The sequence below is a fragment of the Velocimicrobium porci genome, assembly GCF_009696045.1.
Classification (GTDB): Bacteria; Bacillota; Clostridia; order Lachnospirales; family Lachnospiraceae; genus Velocimicrobium; species Velocimicrobium porci.
In genome coordinates, this window is sequence record NZ_VUMT01000023.1 from 21,046 (window position 1) to 38,496 (window position 17,451).

Consider the following 17,451-nt stretch of genomic DNA (forward strand, 5'->3'; position numbering starts at 1 on the left):
CTTATGATATTCTTAAAACGGATATACTAAAAAGAGAAAAATGGAAAGAAAGAGGTAAAAATATGTTAGTATACGTATGGCTGATTGTAGGTTTTATACTACTGATTAAAGGGGCAGATTATTTTGTGGATGGGAGTTCCGGAATTGCGAAAATACTAAAAGTTCCAAGTGTGATTATTGGTCTTACAATTGTAGCAATGGGAACAAGTGCACCTGAGTGTGCTGTTAGTATAGCGGCCGCAGTAAAAGGCGATAATGCAATTGCAATTAGTAACGTAGTAGGATCTAATATTTTTAATTTAGTTGTTGTATGTGGTCTATGTGCAATGATTGCTCCGATGAAAATTGATATTTCAATTCTAAAGAAAGAATTTCCAATGAGTATTTTAGCAGGAATTTTACTTTGGTTTCTTTGTTTGGATGGCAAATTGGGAAGGCTTGATGGTTTTCTATTCCTTATTATTTTTGTAGTTTTTTTAATATCAATGGTTGTTTCAGCGATGAAAGTAAGAAATGGCGAAGAAGAGAATTTAGAACAGAAAAAAATACCTGTTCCGTTATGTCTTATTTATATTTCAGGCGGTCTGCTTGCAATTATATGGGGTGGCGATTTGGTTGTAGATAGTGCTTCTGAAATTGCGAAACGCTTTGGGTTAAGCCAGACATTAATTGGTCTTACAATTGTAGCAATTGGAACTTCACTGCCAGAGCTTGTCACCTCGATTGTAGCAGCGAGAAAAGGAGAAACAGGAATGGCTCTTGGAAATGTAGTGGGTTCAAATCTTTTTAACATTTTACTTGTATTAGGATTGTCTGTTTTTATTTCTCCAATTGGCGTTGGAACGGAAACATTGTATGATTTGGTGTTGTTAGCCGGAATGAGTTTAGTTGCATTTGCGTTTACCTGGACTCAGAAAAAACTGTCCCGTGTAGAAGGACTTGTAATGGTTAGTATGTATGTGGCATACATGTACTACATTTGTGTCCGTTAATTGAATAACAAAATGGGAATAAATAGTAAAGTTGTGAAAAAATTCATAGGTTTATCGGACAAAAATTCAAAAAAGTAAAAAGATTAGGAATTAAATTTTGTCAATAAAATCAAGGGTTTCAGCGGTTTTGTGTCTTTGCTGGAACAACAAATGTAAATTTGGGGTTTGACAAACGGAGAAAAATGTTATAATATCTATCCTAACACGGAGCAAACAAAGGCGTTATCCGGATATAAGCTTGTTTGCTCCTTATAAAATACCTATTCGCGTTGATGTGTTACAGTGTTAATGATTAATAACATTAATGGGAAGTAGTGGAAGTGATAGAAATAACGGAAACTATTATGGTGAAGCTGTAACATAACAATGGAAAATAATAGTAAAAGGAGAATGAAAAAAATGGCAAGGTACATAGTCAAAAGAGTTTCTTATGCTTTACTAACGTTATTCCTTGTCTCAACCATAACATTTTGGTTGATGTACTTGGTTCCTGGTGGTCCGTTTTTATCAGAAAAGGCAAAATCTGAGGCAACGATGGCTGCGTTAGAAGAAAAATATGGATTGGATCAACCTAAAATTGTCCAATATAAAAATTATTTAGTGAATTTATTGCATGGTGATCTGGGTGTATCTACAAAGCAGAGAGGACGTTCTGTTAATGATATTATTGCAGATGGTTTTCCTGTTTCTGCAAAGATAGGAGGTACTGCTATTTTAGTCGCTATTTTAATTGGTATTCCATTAGGATCAATTGCAGCACTCAATCGTGGAAAATGGATTGATCATCTTATTATTGTACTATCAACAACAGGTATTGCGATACCAAGTTTTATTGTAGCAACACTTCTAATGTATGTATTCAGTGTTCAGAACAATCTTTTGCCAACCTATTGGAGAGGTGACTTTAAGTCGATGATTTTACCTGTTATATCGCTTGCATTTTATCCATCCGCTTACATTGCAAGATTAATACGGTCTAGTATTTTAGATGTATTAGGGCAAGATTATATGACAACTGCAAGAGCAAAAGGATTATCCCAATTTGTAAGATTATTTAAACATGCACTTCGTAATGCGATTCTTCCGGTAGTTACTTATTTAGGACCGGCAATTGCAGGTATTCTTGCAGGAAGCTTTGTTGTTGAAAAGATTTTGACAATCCCTGGTTTGGGAGGAGCATTTATATCTTCGATTACAAGTAGAGATTATCCTTTAATTATGGGAACAGCGGTATTTTTTGCAACGTTACTAATTGTCTTAAATGTAATTGTAGACATAGCATATAAGATTATTGACCCTAGAATTAAGTTAAATTAGTTGGAAGGAGTTTAGAAAAATGAATGAAATGAAAAATCCATTGAGTATGCAGCTTGATGTATCCGATTTCCTTCCTGCTGACGAAAATGAGAAAAAAAGTTTAATTGTAATGCGGGAAAGCGTAAGCTTTTGGAAAGATGGATTTCGTCGATTGGTAAAAAATCCGGTGGCAATGGTATCATTTGTTGTCATTGTTTTTGTATTAATATTTGCATTTATTATGCCTGGTTTTTATCCATACAGCTATGAACAGCAAATCCGTGGGGCAGAAAATTTGGGATTTATGGAATATTCAAAAGAAGAGCAGGCAAAGATTGATGCAGGAGAAAAGGTATTTCCACATATATTTGGAACTGATAATCTTGGACGTGATACAATGATTCGTACTATGATGGGAAGCAGAATTTCTCTTTTAGTCGGAATTGTTGCCAGTGCAATTATTCTTTTAATTGGCTCAACTTACGGAGCGGTTGCAGGATATTTTGGCGGTCATGTTGATATGATTATGATGCGTATTGTCGATATTATCTATACCGTACCGGAGATGTTAATTATTATTTTGCTTCAGGTTACATTAAAATATCCATTGAAGAGCTTAGCACAAAATGTTCCGGCATTTGGTTGGATTAATAAAATTGGTGTTGGTCTGGTCTGTATCTTTATTGTATTCTCTTTACTTTATTGGGTAGGTATGGCAAGAATCGTAAGAAGTCAGGTTTTAACATTAAAAGAGCAGGAATATGTAACAGCAGCAAAAGCGATGGGAGCAAGTAACGGACGTATTATTAAAAGACATTTATTGACAAATTGTCTGGGGACTTTAATTGTTACTACAACATTGCAAATTCCGGCTTCTATCTTTACAGAAAGCTATTTAAGTTTTATTGGTCTTGGTGTTGCAGCGCCAATGCCAAGTCTTGGATCTATGGCATCTGATGCAATCAGTGGAATTCGCTCTTATCCGGAGCGTCTTATTGTACCTGCGGTTATGATTTCTGTCATTATTTTAGCATTTAACTTGTTTGGTGATGGACTAAGAGATGCCTTTGACCCTAAATTAAAGAAATAGATAAGGAGAGAAACGATGTCAGAAAATAATGTATTATTAGATGTGAAAAATCTTAGACTCTCCTTTTTCACTCCTGGCGGTGAGGTACAGTCTTTAAGAGATGTATCGTTCCAGTTAAGAGAGGGAGAGGTGCTTGGAATTGTAGGAGAATCTGGAAGTGGAAAATCCGTTTCCGCATTTTCTATTATGAAATTAACACCTTATCCAGGTAAGGTAATTGGTGGTTCAATTGAATTTAATGGTCATACAATCACGGAATTATCCGAGAAAGAAATGAGAAAAATTCGCGGAAATGAAGTGAGCATTATTTTTCAGGACCCAATGACTTCCCTAAACCCGGTTTATACAATTGGTAATCAAATCTGTGAGGTGATTTTATTACATACAGATGCCAATAAAGCACAGGCGAAAAAGAGGGCAATTGAGCTTCTTACTCTCGTTGGTATTAATGAGCCGGAAAAACGGTTAAAACAGTATCCTCATGAATTATCCGGAGGTATGCGGCAACGTGTTATGATTGCAATTGCGTTAGCCTGTGAGCCAAAGCTTTTGATTGCAGATGAACCAACAACAGCTTTGGACGTTACAATTCAGGCGCAGATTCTTGAACTTATGATGGAATTAAAAGAAAAAATCGGTATGTCAATTATTATGATTACTCATGACCTAGGAGTTGTTTCCACGATGTGCGACAAAATTGCTGTTATGTATGGTGGTAAGATTGTTGAATATGGAACAGCAGATGATATTTTCTATCATTCAAAGCATGAGTATACAAAGGGATTGTTAAAAAGTATTCCTCGTCTGGATGCAGTGGAACATGAAAAATTAGTTCCAATTGAGGGAACACCGGTTGATGTTATGAATCCTCCAGCAGGATGTCCATTTGCACCAAGATGTAATAGCTGTATGAAAATCTGCCTGCGTCAGATGCCAGAATATACAGACATTAGTGACACTCATTATAGTGCATGCTGGTTAATTCAGAAAGAAGCATTTGAAGGAGGAAACTAATGGAAAAATTACTTGAAATCCAAAATTTAAAACAGTATTTCCCGGTTGCATCGGGACTTTTTAAGAAAAAATACGTAAAAGCAGTTGATGATGTTTCTTTTTATATTAATAAAGGAGAAACATTAGGATTGGTAGGAGAATCCGGTTGTGGAAAGACAACAACTGGTCGTACAATCTTACGTCTATATGAGCCTACATCAGGAACGATCATATATGATGGAAAAGATATTACACATGTTAACATGCTTCCTTACCGTCAAAAAATGCAAATTGTATTTCAGGATCCATATGCGTCATTGAATCCTAGAATGAAAGTTGGCGATATTATTGGTGAACCAATTGATATTCATAAGCTGGCATCGTCGAAAAAGGATAGAGATGATAAGATTATTGAAATGCTAGAGCGGGTTGGATTAAATAGTGAACATGCGAACCGTTATCCACATGAATTCTCTGGCGGACAAAGGCAGCGTATTGGTATTGCAAGAGCTTTGGCGATTGATCCGGAATTTATTGTCTGTGATGAACCGGTATCGGCACTTGATGTATCAATTCAGGCACAGGTTGTCAATATGTTTGAAGAATTACAGGAACAGATGGGTCTGACGTATTTATTTATTGCTCATGATTTATCAATTGTAAAGCACATTTCAGACCGTATTGGTGTAATGTATTTAGGAAAATTAGTGGAGTTAGCAGATAGTAACGAAATTACATTTCATAGTCTTCATCCATATACGAAATCATTGATTTCCGCGATTCCAATTCCGGATCCGAATACGGCAAAAGAGAAAAAACGTATTGTATTAGAGGGAGATGTTCCAAGTCCTCTAAATCCGCCTAGTGGATGTCATTTTAGAACAAGATGTCCGTATGCAACAGAGCAGTGTGCCTGTGAAGTACCGGAATTTAAAGAGGTAGAAAAAGGACATTATGTAGCTTGTCATAATTTGGATAAAATTAATTAGATGTTTTATGCGTTGCATTTAACATAAAATCAAGTTTAGGAGGAAAGAGAATGAAAAAAAGAAATTTAGCATTATTATTAGCATTTATTTTAGCATTATCTACCGTTCTTTCTGCATGTGGCGGTGGTAACAGTGACGATGGAAATAAGTCGGGAGACTCCAATAGTGAAGGTGGAAGTACACCAGAGCTTGCTGTAACAGTTGGTCCGGAACCGGATACACTTGATCCTACATTAAACTCTGCGGTCGATGGTGGTACAGTATGTAGTCATGCATTTGAAGGACTTATGAAACTTGACACAGATGGAGTTACTTATATTGAAGGTCAGGCGGAAAAAGTTGATATTAGCGATGATAAATTAACTTATACATTTACATTGCGTGATGGTCTAAAATGGAGCGATGGAACCGATTTTACAGCAGAAGATTTTGTGTATTCATGGAATAGAGCAATTGATCCAAAAACAGCAGCTGACTATGAATATATGTTCCGGTGTATTGAAGGATATGAAGATGGAAAATTAAATGTTACAGCAAAAGATGATAAGACATTAGTTGTAAAATTAAATGCAGTAACTCCTTATTTCTTAGAATTATGTGCATTTCCGGCATTTTACCCTGTACAAAAAGCAACTGTAGAAGATGCAGGTGAAAGTTGGGCGACAGATCCATCTACTTACGTAGGAAATGGTGCATACAAAATGGTAGAATGGGTACATGATTCTTATATTTTATTTGAGAAAAATGAAAATTACTGGGATGTAGATTCCCTAGGTCCAGATACAATCCGTTTTGTATTAATGGAAGATCCAAGTGCAAAATTAGCAGCTTATCAGTCTGGCGAAATTGTATTTAGCGAAAATCTTCCTGTAGATGAAATGGAAGCAATGAAGGAAAGTGGAGATCTTCATTTACCAGCACAGCTTGGAACTTATTATGTTTCTTTTAATACAAAAAATGAATACTTAAAAAATCCTTTAGTTCGTAAAGCATTGACACTTGCAATTGATCGTGATTATATCTGCAAAGAAATTGGAAAATCTGGTCAGGAACCAGCCGGAGCGTTTGTATCAAATGGTTTAACAGATGCAGATACTTCAAAGCAATTCCGTGAAGTTGGCGGTAACTATTATGATCCGGACGATTATGAAGGAAACCTTAAATTAGCAAAAGAAGCTTTAAAAGAAGCCGGTTATGAAAATGGAAAAGGTCTTCCTGTATTCGAATATATTTATAATGATGATGATACTCACAAATTAGTTGCCCAGGCACTTCAGGATATGTGGGGTAAAATCGGTGTTAAAGTTGAATTAGTATCCCAGGAATGGGCTACATTCTTACAGACTCGTAAGAGTGGAGATTATGATATTGCCCGTAATGGATGGTTAAGTGATTATAATGATCCTATTTCTTTCCTTGATATGTGGATTACAGATGGTGGTAACAATGATGCAAAATGGTCTAACTCCGACTATGATGCATTAATTAAACAAATCAAAAATTCTTCCGATCAAGAAGAACGTATGCAGTTAATGCATAAAGCAGAAGATATTATTTTTGATGAATGGATGCTTTGTCCAATCTGGTATTATGTAGATAAATACTTAATTAAAGATAATGTAAAAGGCTTCTATTGCTCTCCACTTGGATTTAAGTTTTTCCACTATGTTACAGTAGAATAGCGAGAAATAGACTATAAAGCTTCTTTCATTTGATATGCTTTTCCTGTGACAGACAGTTTAAGATACCAGGCTGTTTGTTACAGGGAGAAGCATATTTTTTAATTGGAGATTTCTTTTATTTATGATACAATAAAATATCATGGAAAGACAGGAAGTGAAAGATTATGGGAAAAAGCATAAAGACTTGGCTGCTAAGATTTCTTTTTATAATAGGAGCGGTTCTTTTTTATGAAATTGTAGGGGCATTGGTTCCTTTTGTTCATACAAAATCAGTAAGTGAAGAATATAAAAATAGTGTTTCTACAGAGGAATTTTATCAAGTGGATCAAGTGAAAGACAGGGCAGCTGTTATAGAAACAAACCAGGAGGCACTGGATGTTAGGCTTTCAATGTTTGAGGAAGCGAAAGAAAGTATTGTATTATCTACCTTTGATATGCGGGAGGGAGAGTGTACAAAAGAAATATTAGCCTCATTAGTTCAGGCTGCCGACCGTGGCGTAAAAGTTCAAATATTAGTAGATGGCATGTATGGTCTTTTACATATGGGTGGTCGTTCTATTTTTTATGCCGCTGGAGAGAATAAAAATATTGAGATACGTTTTTATAATACACCGAATCTTATAGCACCGTGGACAATGAATGGGCGAATGCATGATAAATATATTTTAATTGATAATAAGCTCTTATTAATGGGCGGAAGAAACACATTTGATTATTTTCTTGGAGAGTATCCAAATCAAAGTACGGGATATGACAGAGAGGTGCTTGTTTATCATAAATCTGGAAAAAAAGAAGAGCAAAGTGCGGTTACCCAGGTTAGAAAATATTTTAACGGCGTATGGGATCGTTCCGAGTGTAAAACGGTATTTGATAAAACGCCAAAGTGGAAAGAAAAAGATGTGATCAAATGGAAGGAACAATTTACTGCAATTTATAAAAATGGAAAAATGGATATTGTAAAATGGGATTATGAAAAAGGCACAGTTCCAATTGAGCATGCTTCCTTTGTTTCAAATCCAACACATATATATAGTAAGGAGCCTTATGTATGGTACCGATTGTCTGCTTTAATGAAACAGGCAAAAGGAAAGGTATTAATTCAGAGCCCTTATGCTGTTTTTTCTCAAGAAATGTATGATGGAATGAAAGAAATTGCACAAAATGTTCCAGGGTCTGTGTTACTAATTAATTCTGTCGCAGTAGGAGATAATTTTGTAGCTTCGTCGGATTATATTCACAACTGGGAAAAGGTTTGTGATACTAATTTAGTTGTTAAAGAATATTTTGGTTCATGGTCTTCCCACGGAAAATCTTTACTTGTCGATGATGATATTTCTGCAGTCGGTTCTTACAATTTTGATATGCGAAGTACCTATGTGGATACAGAAACGATGCTTGTTATACATGGAAGGGAATTTAATAAAAAGTTAAGTAAGAAGATATCAGTCATGGAGAAGGCGTCGCTTACCCGCAAAAAAGATGGCAGTTATGAGAAAAAAGATGATGTGAAAAAACGAGAAATCAGCGATAATAAAAGAAAACTATTTTGGTTTACATCCCGATTGATTCAGCCATTCCGATATCTTGCGTAAAGAGTATGCAAGGAAGAAACTGGAAAGAAATTTTTGATAAAAAATAAAGTTTTCCTTGTGCTGTTTATAAAGACAAGGTTATAATGAGAACAATAGAAAAGTAAATTGAGAAACTAGATTAGAAAATGAGTAAAAGGAAGAGAAATTATGGAGAAAAAGAAAATAATATGGATTGGAATTGCAATCGTACTTGTATTATGTATGGTTCGGAGTAACTCAATTGAGGCGGCTGAATTGGCGATAAGATATTCTGGTGAAACGTATTCCTATAACGGGGTAAGAGCAGGTGTTACATTAGATGGAAATATGGTTAACATTGGAAAAACACCAGGTCTTATTGTTAACAACAATTGTATGGTGCCGGCAAAAGAAGTTTTTGCAAGTGGATTAGGAGGAAGTTATTCATATAATAGTAAATCCGGTAAAATAACAATTAAAAAGGATTCTGCTACGATTGAAATGAAGATTGGAAGTAAGACGGCTTATGTAAATCAAAAAGAAAAAACGTTGCCGGAAGAGCCGAAAGTGATTACTTTTGTAAAGGAAAAACAAAGCAAAGTTTATGTTCCTTCCAGATTTGTAACAGAAAATCTTGGATATTCCTATCAATGGAATTCTTCTAAGAAAATGGCAGAGATAAAGAGTCCGTTTACAATTAAATATGCAAAGGACTGGGTTATTTATAAGGGAACGCAAGGAAATGTTACCTTTGACGGGAAAAAAATTAATTTGTCCGGAATGCCAAGTATAATTATAAACAATACAGCACTTCTTAGAGCGAATACGGTATTTCATAGTGCATTAGGAGCGGATTATAATTATAACAGTAAAACAAAGAAAATTATAATTTCAAATGCAACTGCGACAATCCAAATGCAGGTTAACAGTAAAAAAGCAATTGTTAATAATAAAGAATATACGATGAGTACAGAGGCAAGACTGGTTACAAATAAGGCAACAAAAAAGAGTTATGTTATGGTTCCGGGAGAATTTGTTACAACCAGCCTTGGTTATTCTTATGAATGGAATGGAACTATAAAAACATCCGTTATTACCACGATACAAGAAGAGGATGATGAGTCGGAAGACGATTATGAGGAACACGATACTGATATTACAGATTCCGATTATCAGGTTATGATTTCTTTGCCAAACAATGTGAAAAAGTCTGATCTTGAAGATGAAGACTTGTATTATAAAAACCAATTTGTAATAGCAGTTCCAGGAAACAGGGTTTCATTTTATAAACAAAATCCGGTTTCAATTGATGGAAGTATTGTAAGGAAATGCGCAGTTTCTTATAGTAACAGTGAAGATTGTACGAATCTTACATTTACGACAACAAAACTACAGGCGTATAAACTGGAAAAAGCAGAAGAGGGAGTTGGAATTTATGTTGCAGATCCAAAAGAGCTTTATGACAGAGTTGTTGTATTAGATCCTGGTCATGGTGGAAAAGATAGTGGAGCAATTAATAATAGCGTTTATGAAAAAACGGTAACTTTTGAAATTTTATATAATAAAGCGAAGGAATATTTTAATGGAAAAGATTCGACAATAAAAGCATATTGGACTAGGACAGACGATAGTTATCCATCTTTGGATAGTCGCTCTAAAATGGCAGACAAGGTGGGGGCAGATTTATTTATCAGTCTTCATATGAATTCAGCCGGCAAATCTGCCTCTGGGACAGAAGTATTATATGGGTCGAATAATAAGAATACCATTAATGGAGTAGACAGCAAAAAAATGGCTTCTTTTTTTCAGGAGTATTTAGTTGAAAAATTGGGTTTAAAAGGACGTAAAATAGTAGATCGAACAGGGCTTTATGTATTAAAACATAATACAGTTCCAGCTATTTTAATCGAATTAGGTTTTCTTTCAAATCCCGATGACTTTGCTAAGCTTACAGATGAAGATTTTCAGGACGAGGCTGCGAAGGCAATTTATGAAGCAACCGAGTTGTTATACGATACATATATCGAATAGAGCTTTAACTAAAAAGGAGAGGGAATATGTTTTGTTTTTTCACAACTTGTTATGTAGCTGCCTTTGTTTTACTAATATTAAGCTGTTATGTTGAAAGGTTTCATAAGTATCATTTATTTTTTTAATGCTTAAATAGTATGCTGTTTTTATTAATTGCAGTATATGGAACGACAAGAGTAACGGATGATATTATATTTTGGAGATTGTTTCCGGCATTTTGTTTTTGTTTTCTTGGAGATTTTTTTCTGGCAAGAAAATTGGAGGCAAAGGCAGAGAAGAACTTTGTGTATGGGCTTGCAAGCTTTTTAGCTGCTCATTGTCTATTTTTAATTGCATTTTCGTTTTTAGAGCCTTCCACTTTTTTTGTTTTTTTACTTCCGGTACTGGGGGTATTTTTGACAATGATATTAATGAACCTTAAGAAAATGGTAGTTGGAAAGTTTAAGAAGCCGGTTCTTGTTTACGCCTATTTTGTTACGGCACTATTTGTAAAGTGTGGGCAGCTTTATTTACTGGAAAATGACAGACTTTTTAACAAGCTGGTATTTTTAGGTGGCACGTTATTTCTTGTTTCGGATATGATTATTTTATTTTTATATTTTTATCAAACAAAATATAAGGTAGTAAGATTTTTAAATCTTTTTACATATTATAGTGCAACTTATTTTCTTGCACTTGCTATTTGGGTTTGTTAAAATTTGGTAAATTTGGAGGTTGATTATGAGAGGTGTTATCGAAAAACAAAGAGAGTTTTATCATTCGAATCAAACAAAAAGCCTGCAATTTCGAAAAGAAGCGTTGCTAAGACTTCGAAAGGCAATAAAGGAGAATGAAACTCTGATTTACAAAGCTTTAATGGAAGATTTAAATAAATCGGAAACAGAATCCTACATGACAGAAGTACAGCTAGTATTAGGTGAAATTCAAAATTTTTTACACCATATTGATAAATGGCAAAAACCAAAAAAGGTTAAAACACCATTATCGCATTTTCCGGCTAACAGTTATATATATAGAGATCCTTATGGAGTTGTATTAATTTTATCACCATGGAATTATCCATTTCAATTAGCAATGGTACCGCTTGTGGGTGCGGTTGCCACAGGAAATTGTGTTATGCTGAAAACGTCAAGAAGTAGTAGAAATGTTTCTAACGTTATTAAAAAGATTGTACAGGAAGCGTTTAAAGAAAAACATGTTTATTGTATGGAGGCAGATACAGATTATAATGATATATTAGAACAGAAATATGATTTTATATTCTTTACCGGAAGTGAAGCGGTAGGAAAAAAAGTGATGCGGGCAGCAAGTAATTTTACGACACCACTTGTTTTGGAACTTGGAGGCAAGAGCCCATGCATTATTGAAAAATCTGCCGATATTCGGCTTGCAGCGAAACGTCTGGCATGGGGGAAATTTCTAAATGCCGGTCAGACATGTGTTGCACCCGATTATATTGTGATTGACCAGTCTGTTAAGGAAGTATTTATAAAGGAGTTTGTTACATGTATCCGGAAAATGTATGGAAATTCAATTAACAATAAAAATTATCCCAAAATAATAAATGAACATCACTATGACAGATTAAAAAAATTAATTGATAATTATGATAACAAAATTGGCGGGAAAGGTTGTAGAGAAAAACAAAAAATTGAACCAACTATTTTTTTAGATGTAAAATTTTCAGATGAGATAATGAAAGAGGAAATTTTTGGTCCTATTATGCCAATTATTTCTTACAATAATTTAAAAAAAGTCTTGGATGAGATTAAGAGAAGACCCCGTCCATTAGCGTTTTATTTGTTTAGTAATGATAAAAGAATGATTGAAAAAATTCTTTGTTATAGCGAATTTGGTGGTGGGTGTGTGAATGATGTTGTGATGCATCTTGCAAATCACTATTTACCATTTGGGGGACTTGGCAGCAGTGGTATGGGAAACTATCATGGAAAATTCAGTTTTGATACATTTACCCATTCAAAAGCTGTATTAAAAAGTAAGCCGTTTTTAGATGTGCCTTTGCGTTATCCACCATATACAAAGAAAAAACAAAAAGCAATCCGCCGGATAGTAAAATAGGATAAATATGTTTTTTTCAGAGTAAATTTCACTTTTAATGAGGTGGAATTTGCTCTGAAAATGGATAAGCAACAAAAAAATGAAAAATTTTAAAAAAAACACTTGCAATTTAAGTCGAAACGTGGTAACATATCTACGTTGTCATTTGAAACACATATTAAGCGGATGTGGCGGAATGGCAGACGCATCAGACTCAAAATCTGACGGGAGCAATCTCGTGTGGGTTCAAGTCCCACCATCCGCATTGAATTAAGGTTGTAAATACTGATAGAAAGGAGCTTCTGCTATGTTGTCTTGGAAGTGTAATCAGTAGAGTAATCAAAACAGTAATCAAGGAATTTAAAAGAGTTAAAATAATTACCTAGTAACAATTAGATAGTTATTTTAACTCTTCTTTTATTAATTACTGACACAATGATTTAATGTTTAATAATAGAAGACAAAGTCAAGATAGCAAAATTTGATTGTTTGTATAGCGTTATTCGTAACATCACATCTTTTTAAATTTTTTACATGTGTTATTAATAGACACAAAGAAGAGTAAGATATCGAAGCAAACAAAAAAGACACCTTAATTGGTGTCCTTTTTAGATTCTGCCTCTAATTCTTTTATAAGATAATTCTTAATATCGGTGATATGCTGTTGAAAATAATTAGGTTTTCTATTTTCCATAGAAATAATTCTTCGGAATTTACGATTTATTTCCATAATATCTTCTTTCTTTTGAATAATAACATGAGTTTTATTTACAGTATACTCATGATCTATGTATTTCTCTGTAATTGGATAAGACGAACTAATTTTATATAGAGCAGTTCTATTACCTTTGACTATATGATAGTAGCAGCTACGCAAATCTTTTTCATCACAATTCATACACTTGTTATAATACTCAATTTGGGACGCATTTCTGTGAGATATATCACTTGTAGGGATTGCCCAATACAATCCATCAATCTTTTTATCCTTTACACAACAAAATACAGGACGTTTATCACCAGAGTTAATATCACAATCACCACCAAGAGAAGTGATGATATTTAAAATGTCTCGTTTTACAACATATAATCCATTTTCTATCATTTGTTCACCTAATAAGAAAGAGCCGTAAATATACGACTCTTTCATTCCTCAATTCGATGTTTCATAGACTGTCGAAAAGTCTTTTTCCTCAACCCATTGTTTCATAGACTTATGGGAAGTCTTTTTCCTCAACCTGTCTTCTTGCTTATAAGCTACGCCGAACAGGATGCTGTTTTCCTCGAAACCATTTCTGATTTCTTACTTATATTATACACAATTATGAGAAAAATAACAGTGGTAAAATTACACAAAGATTATAAAGATAAATATAATAATTTCAACAATGCGAAATTACTTAAAAATTGTTTCAAAATAGAAGAGTAGTAGAAGCAGCTAAAAAGGATTCCCATAAATTTAATAAAACTAAATTAACAATGATGGAATGGGGTACTGCTGAACTAAAGTTTATTGGTGCTAAGGATAAAGAATACGTATCATGGAAAACATCTAATTATAAAGGATTATCTATTATTGAACGTGATAAAAGACATTGCGTTTTACATGCTTATGAGCCTGGTACTTATACAATTACGGCTAAATGTAATAGAAAACTGTACAAGTGTAAAGTAACGGTTAAGTATCAGCCGAAAGGAACAATCAATGGAACGATTACATCAGATGACTTTCAAGCAGACGCATACTTATATCTAATCCCTCAAAATGCAAATCTTCCAACTTATACTGAGAAACAATTTAGATACGCTTTATCAGAATCAAAAAAAAGATAAACTTGATGGGTTCACTTTTACTAAATGCTTTCCACTTAGCGAAGGTGGAGAAAATAAATCTAATTTTAAATTTACAGTAAAAGAAGGGAAATATTTACTGATTATGATTGGGATGTCATCATATGATAATACGATACCTATGAACAACGACCCTAAATTATCTGAGTATTTTGGTGAAGAAAATGCAGAGACTTTAAGCGATATCCATAAAAAACATCGTTATTCTATTAAAGAAATTGATGTTAAAGATAGAGATGAAATCGCAATAAATCAAAAATTATAAAATTTAAAACTCCACTAATTTTTGTTTAGTGGAGTTTGTTTTACGTGGTTTTAAGATTGTTTTAATAACTTGTGAAAACAGTACATGGACTACCCACCGTCTAAGTCTAATTGGGTTTCTAACCTGATTCTTTAAAAAGCCATTAGAACGTTCATTTATTTCTGTGTAATCTTTTCTCTATTTTATGTAAAAACGAATTTGGAAAATATAGTTATTAATCATTAAAGATAATCTGAAAACATCTATATCTGTCATCTGTATATTTTTGATTAAACTCTAAGATACTCTTTCTGTCATCAATATCAAAATTCCTTTCATCAACGATAGTAGAAGAGTAACAGTTTGATATAAGTATTGCCAAACATTTGATGTACTGTTTGTTTTTGCAAATCTTGAACCATTGACAATTTTGTTTCTTCTGTAAAAGAAGGAAAATATTTATCAATAAACTCTGCTTCGCGATTTGTTTCTATGTAACCACCAGTCAGACGAATCGGTTTAAGCCTTGATATCTGGTTTCATGGTGTTCATCCTCCTTTTAGAGGATTATATCACAAAACTCAGAAAACTCATGCAGAAGAACGCTTTCCACGAGATTTGGACATTGCTTTCTCGTACATTTCTATTTCTTCGAGGAAAACGTGCTGGTGGTTGAAGTAGAGATCTAAAAATTTCATCTCATGGTGGCAGTCGGAGCATATCTTGTGGCATAATAATTATACAAAAGGTAGGAGTTATTTATCCATTTCTTTACAGAAAGTGCAAGAATTGGTTAATAAATATGCTGGAACTGGTGAACTGAAACGAGACAATAAAGGAAATTGGAGTAACAAAGAATTTGTTGTGACAGATAAAATAGTTGGCGTTTGTATTGACCCAATAACAGGAAAAGAAAGGCCTACGACTCGATTTTCAATTCATTATTTCAAGAGAGGAGGAAAATTGATGTTATCTGAGAAAGAGTTATTGTTCTACCACGCACAAGGGAAAAAGGTGCGAATAATCTGTATTGATGGAACTATATTAGAAGGAAAATGTACAGAATATAGTACAGCATATGATAACGATCCAGAAGAAGCAAGTATTACATTAAAAGAACCTTTAAAAAATGGTATCTTACTTCCTTGGGTAACAGAAGTAATGGAACATGAAATTAAGAAAATTGAATATTTGAATTAATACCACCAAGTCCCTCATGAGTGAGGGATACAGGGAGTTGAGGTGGACTTGTCCACTTTGTTATTTGTTTAGAATTTTCGGAAAAGCATGTTTATTTTGTTATTTGGTACAGGCTGGTATGAGTTTCAAAAAATAGATAATAATAAATAGGAACAAGGATGCAACATTTTGTATAATATGTTGCATCCTTGTTCCTATTTATTATATCGGTTACTTTTTTATTTTCTTTAGAGCTAAATGAAAAAAATTTTAAAAATATTTATTTCTTACAAGTTTATATTTAAAAAAACTTGATCTTTATCATCTTGTTCAATCCCAAGATAACGTTTTGTAACTGCAAAAGAAGAGTGATTGTAAATAACCATTAACATAATTGGGCTTACGCCAGAAGTCCAGGCATGATAGCCAAAGGTTTTGCGGAGGGAATGGCAACTAATATGTCCCGATAAATGAAGTTTGTTAGAAGCTTGTTTAATAATTCGAAAGGCTTGAGAACGGGATAATGGTGCCGTTGGTGTTTTTCCATGGATTAAATAATATTCTGGTTTGGGTATACCTAAAGACTGTATATAAAAATGTAAGGCATGATGCAAACTTTGATTTTTTGCAATAGAGGATTCTTTTCCGGTTTTTTGTTCTATAAGAACAATATGTTTTCGAAATGTTTTTGTTTGAAAATTATAAACATCATTCCATTTTAGGGAAAGAATGTCACTAATTCGGAGTGCTGTGTTAATTCCAACGTGAATTAGTAAGTAATTTCTAAGGTTGGGTTGAATATCTAAATAATAATTTTTTAATTTCTCCAGTTCATCTAAATTTTTAATTGGTTGAGCAGTGCTCATTAAAAAGACCTCCTTTTAGTCAGTTTATTTTGAGATTTCATAATAACGTTATTGGAAAAATGGAAGAAAGATACAACATATTATACAAAATGTTGTAAGTTCTGAAAATGTAAGACAAGGAGGTTTTGCTATGCTGAAATTTACGATTAAGCCTGGTGAGTATTTTATGATTGGCGAAGAAATCAAGGTTGTTTTTTTAGGTGGAATGGCCAATAACTGTAAAGTTATGGTAGAAGCACCAAGAAGCTATAACATCGTAAGGGCAAGCGTTTTAGAGAAAAATGCGGTTCATATTGGAGAAAAACAAAAGATAGAACATTATTATCCGGAAGTTAAAAACTTAAAGGAACAGCGAAAGAGAACAATGAAGAAGCAAAAAGAAGAACAGAAAAAAGACGCTTAAATCTATTTGGTAGTAATTTGTAAGTTAACCTAGGGACTTACAGTTATCTATAAAAAAAGTAATTAACCTGTCAAAAAAGGATTTGGGACAGGGAACAAACAGGTAGTGTCAAGTAAGTTATGAAAAAACAGAGCCAACAAAATAGGCTCAATAGAACCTTGAAAATTGTAGATATTTATTCCTATAAGCTCTCCGAGGGCTTAGGGCGCTGCCCTAAAAACCCGCAA

At 33.8% G+C, this 17,451-nt stretch carries 16 protein-coding genes, 1 tRNA gene and 1 pseudogene; 15 read left to right on the top strand and 3 right to left on the bottom strand.

Annotated elements, in window-relative coordinates; translation table 11 throughout:
• The first annotated feature begins 62 nt into the window (after nt 1–62).
• The 11 genes from FYJ58_RS12305 (at nt 63) to FYJ58_RS12355 (ending at nt 12,946) form a co-directional block, all read left to right on the top strand.
• Nucleotides 63–992: a calcium/sodium antiporter gene (locus FYJ58_RS12305; protein WP_154520026.1), complete on the top strand. Its 930-nt coding sequence runs from the start codon at nt 63–65 to the stop codon at nt 990–992.
• A gap of 399 nt (nt 993–1,391) precedes the next feature.
• Nucleotides 1,392–2,309 carry an ABC transporter permease gene (locus FYJ58_RS12310; protein WP_154520027.1) on the top strand — a complete coding sequence of 306 codons (918 nt, stop codon included), beginning with the start codon at nt 1,392–1,394 and terminating at the stop codon, nt 2,307–2,309.
• Between the two features lie 19 nt (nt 2,310–2,328).
• Entirely contained in the window at nt 2,329–3,378 is a 1,050-nt protein-coding gene (locus FYJ58_RS12315; protein WP_154520028.1) for an ABC transporter permease, read from the top strand.
• Nucleotides 3,379–3,393: 15 nt separating this feature from the next.
• Nucleotides 3,394–4,392: an ABC transporter ATP-binding protein gene (locus FYJ58_RS12320; protein WP_154520029.1), complete on the top strand. Its 999-nt coding sequence runs from the start codon at nt 3,394–3,396 to the stop codon at nt 4,390–4,392.
• Complete coding sequence (locus FYJ58_RS12325; protein ID WP_154520030.1) at nt 4,392–5,360, top strand: ABC transporter ATP-binding protein; 969 nt, start codon at nt 4,392–4,394, stop codon at nt 5,358–5,360. Before FYJ58_RS12320 ends, FYJ58_RS12325 begins: the two co-directional genes overlap by 1 nt.
• 50 nt (nt 5,361–5,410) lie before the next feature.
• Nucleotides 5,411–7,042 carry a peptide ABC transporter substrate-binding protein gene (locus FYJ58_RS12330; RefSeq protein ID WP_154520031.1) on the top strand — a complete coding sequence of 544 codons (1,632 nt, stop codon included), beginning with the start codon at nt 5,411–5,413 and terminating at the stop codon, nt 7,040–7,042.
• Between the two features lie 164 nt (nt 7,043–7,206).
• Entirely contained in the window at nt 7,207–8,634 is a 1,428-nt protein-coding gene (locus tag FYJ58_RS12335) for a phospholipase D-like domain-containing protein (RefSeq protein ID WP_154520032.1), read from the top strand.
• Nucleotides 8,635–8,781: 147 nt separating this feature from the next.
• Nucleotides 8,782–10,623, top strand: coding sequence for an N-acetylmuramoyl-L-alanine amidase (locus tag FYJ58_RS12340; RefSeq protein ID WP_154520033.1), 1,842 nt, complete (start codon nt 8,782–8,784; stop codon nt 10,621–10,623).
• Between the two features lie 137 nt (nt 10,624–10,760).
• Nucleotides 10,761–11,318 carry a lysoplasmalogenase gene (locus FYJ58_RS12345; RefSeq protein ID WP_154520034.1) on the top strand — a complete coding sequence of 186 codons (558 nt, stop codon included), beginning with the start codon at nt 10,761–10,763 and terminating at the stop codon, nt 11,316–11,318.
• 25 nt (nt 11,319–11,343) lie between these two features.
• Nucleotides 11,344–12,702, top strand: a complete 1,359-nt coding sequence (locus FYJ58_RS12350) for an aldehyde dehydrogenase (protein ID WP_154520035.1) — start codon at nt 11,344–11,346, stop codon at nt 12,700–12,702.
• A gap of 161 nt (nt 12,703–12,863) precedes the next feature.
• Nucleotides 12,864–12,946 (top strand) — tRNA-Leu (locus tag FYJ58_RS12355).
• A 327-nt stretch (nt 12,947–13,273) separates the two neighbouring features.
• Here the strand turns inward: FYJ58_RS12355 and FYJ58_RS12360 are convergent.
• Nucleotides 13,274–13,786, bottom strand: a complete 513-nt coding sequence (locus FYJ58_RS12360; protein ID WP_154520036.1) for a hypothetical protein — start codon at nt 13,784–13,786, stop codon at nt 13,274–13,276.
• A gap of 302 nt (nt 13,787–14,088) precedes the next feature.
• Here FYJ58_RS12360 and FYJ58_RS12365 point away from each other — a divergent pair, with 302 nt between their 5' ends.
• Together FYJ58_RS12365 and FYJ58_RS12370 are read left to right on the top strand one after the other, a co-directional pair.
• The gene (locus FYJ58_RS12365) at nt 14,089–14,514 is read left to right on the top strand and encodes a hypothetical protein (protein ID WP_154520037.1); all 426 of its coding nucleotides are present in this window, start codon (nt 14,089–14,091) and stop codon (nt 14,512–14,514) included.
• 103 nt (nt 14,515–14,617) lie between these two features.
• Nucleotides 14,618–14,797 carry a hypothetical protein gene (locus FYJ58_RS12370; protein WP_154520038.1) on the top strand — a complete coding sequence of 60 codons (180 nt, stop codon included), beginning with the start codon at nt 14,618–14,620 and terminating at the stop codon, nt 14,795–14,797.
• 569 nt (nt 14,798–15,366) lie between these two features.
• On the opposite strand, the pseudogene FYJ58_RS15450 reads toward FYJ58_RS12370, so the two are convergent.
• Nucleotides 15,367–15,495, bottom strand: a pseudogene (locus tag FYJ58_RS15450) (IS91 family transposase); the annotation flags it as partial.
• A 4-nt stretch (nt 15,496–15,499) separates the two neighbouring features.
• On the opposite strand from FYJ58_RS15450, the gene FYJ58_RS12375 reads away from it, so the two are divergent.
• Entirely contained in the window at nt 15,500–15,976 is a 477-nt protein-coding gene (locus FYJ58_RS12375) for a polymorphic toxin type 50 domain-containing protein (RefSeq protein WP_154520039.1), read from the top strand.
• Between the two features lie 266 nt (nt 15,977–16,242).
• Here the strand turns inward: FYJ58_RS12375 and FYJ58_RS12380 are convergent, their stop codons facing one another.
• On the bottom strand, nt 16,243–16,821 hold the full coding sequence (locus tag FYJ58_RS12380; RefSeq protein ID WP_154520040.1) for a tyrosine-type recombinase/integrase: 579 nt from the start codon (nt 16,819–16,821) through the stop codon (nt 16,243–16,245).
• Nucleotides 16,822–16,951: 130 nt separating this feature from the next.
• Here FYJ58_RS12380 and FYJ58_RS12385 point away from each other — a divergent pair, with 130 nt between their 5' ends.
• Nucleotides 16,952–17,224 (top strand): carbon storage regulator, encoded by a 273-nt coding sequence (locus tag FYJ58_RS12385; protein WP_154520041.1) that lies wholly within the window; start codon nt 16,952–16,954, stop codon nt 17,222–17,224.
• Nucleotides 17,225–17,451: the final 227 nt, after the last annotated feature.

Bases quoted from the DNA above. Each gene is read 5' to 3' on its own strand.
- FYJ58_RS12305 (WP_154520026.1), top strand. From the start codon at position 63: ATGTTAGTATACGTATGGCTGATTGTAGGTTTTATACTACTGATTAAA.
- FYJ58_RS12310 (WP_154520027.1), top strand. From the start codon at position 1,392: ATGGCAAGGTACATAGTCAAAAGAGTTTCTTATGCTTTACTAACGTTA.
- FYJ58_RS12315 (WP_154520028.1), top strand. From the start codon at position 2,329: ATGAATGAAATGAAAAATCCATTGAGTATGCAGCTTGATGTATCCGAT.
- FYJ58_RS12320 (WP_154520029.1), top strand. From the start codon at position 3,394: ATGTCAGAAAATAATGTATTATTAGATGTGAAAAATCTTAGACTCTCC.
- FYJ58_RS12325 (WP_154520030.1), top strand. From the start codon at position 4,392: ATGGAAAAATTACTTGAAATCCAAAATTTAAAACAGTATTTCCCGGTT.
- FYJ58_RS12330 (WP_154520031.1), top strand. From the start codon at position 5,411: ATGAAAAAAAGAAATTTAGCATTATTATTAGCATTTATTTTAGCATTA.
- FYJ58_RS12335 (WP_154520032.1), top strand. From the start codon at position 7,207: ATGGGAAAAAGCATAAAGACTTGGCTGCTAAGATTTCTTTTTATAATA.
- FYJ58_RS12340 (WP_154520033.1), top strand. From the start codon at position 8,782: ATGGAGAAAAAGAAAATAATATGGATTGGAATTGCAATCGTACTTGTA.
- FYJ58_RS12345 (WP_154520034.1), top strand. From the start codon at position 10,761: ATGCTGTTTTTATTAATTGCAGTATATGGAACGACAAGAGTAACGGAT.
- FYJ58_RS12350 (WP_154520035.1), top strand. From the start codon at position 11,344: ATGAGAGGTGTTATCGAAAAACAAAGAGAGTTTTATCATTCGAATCAA.
- FYJ58_RS12360 (WP_154520036.1), bottom strand. From the start codon at position 13,786: ATGATAGAAAATGGATTATATGTTGTAAAACGAGACATTTTAAATATC.
- FYJ58_RS12370 (WP_154520038.1), top strand. From the start codon at position 14,618: ATGATTGGGATGTCATCATATGATAATACGATACCTATGAACAACGAC.
- FYJ58_RS12380 (WP_154520040.1), bottom strand. From the start codon at position 16,821: ATGAGCACTGCTCAACCAATTAAAAATTTAGATGAACTGGAGAAATTA.
- FYJ58_RS12385 (WP_154520041.1), top strand. From the start codon at position 16,952: ATGCTGAAATTTACGATTAAGCCTGGTGAGTATTTTATGATTGGCGAA.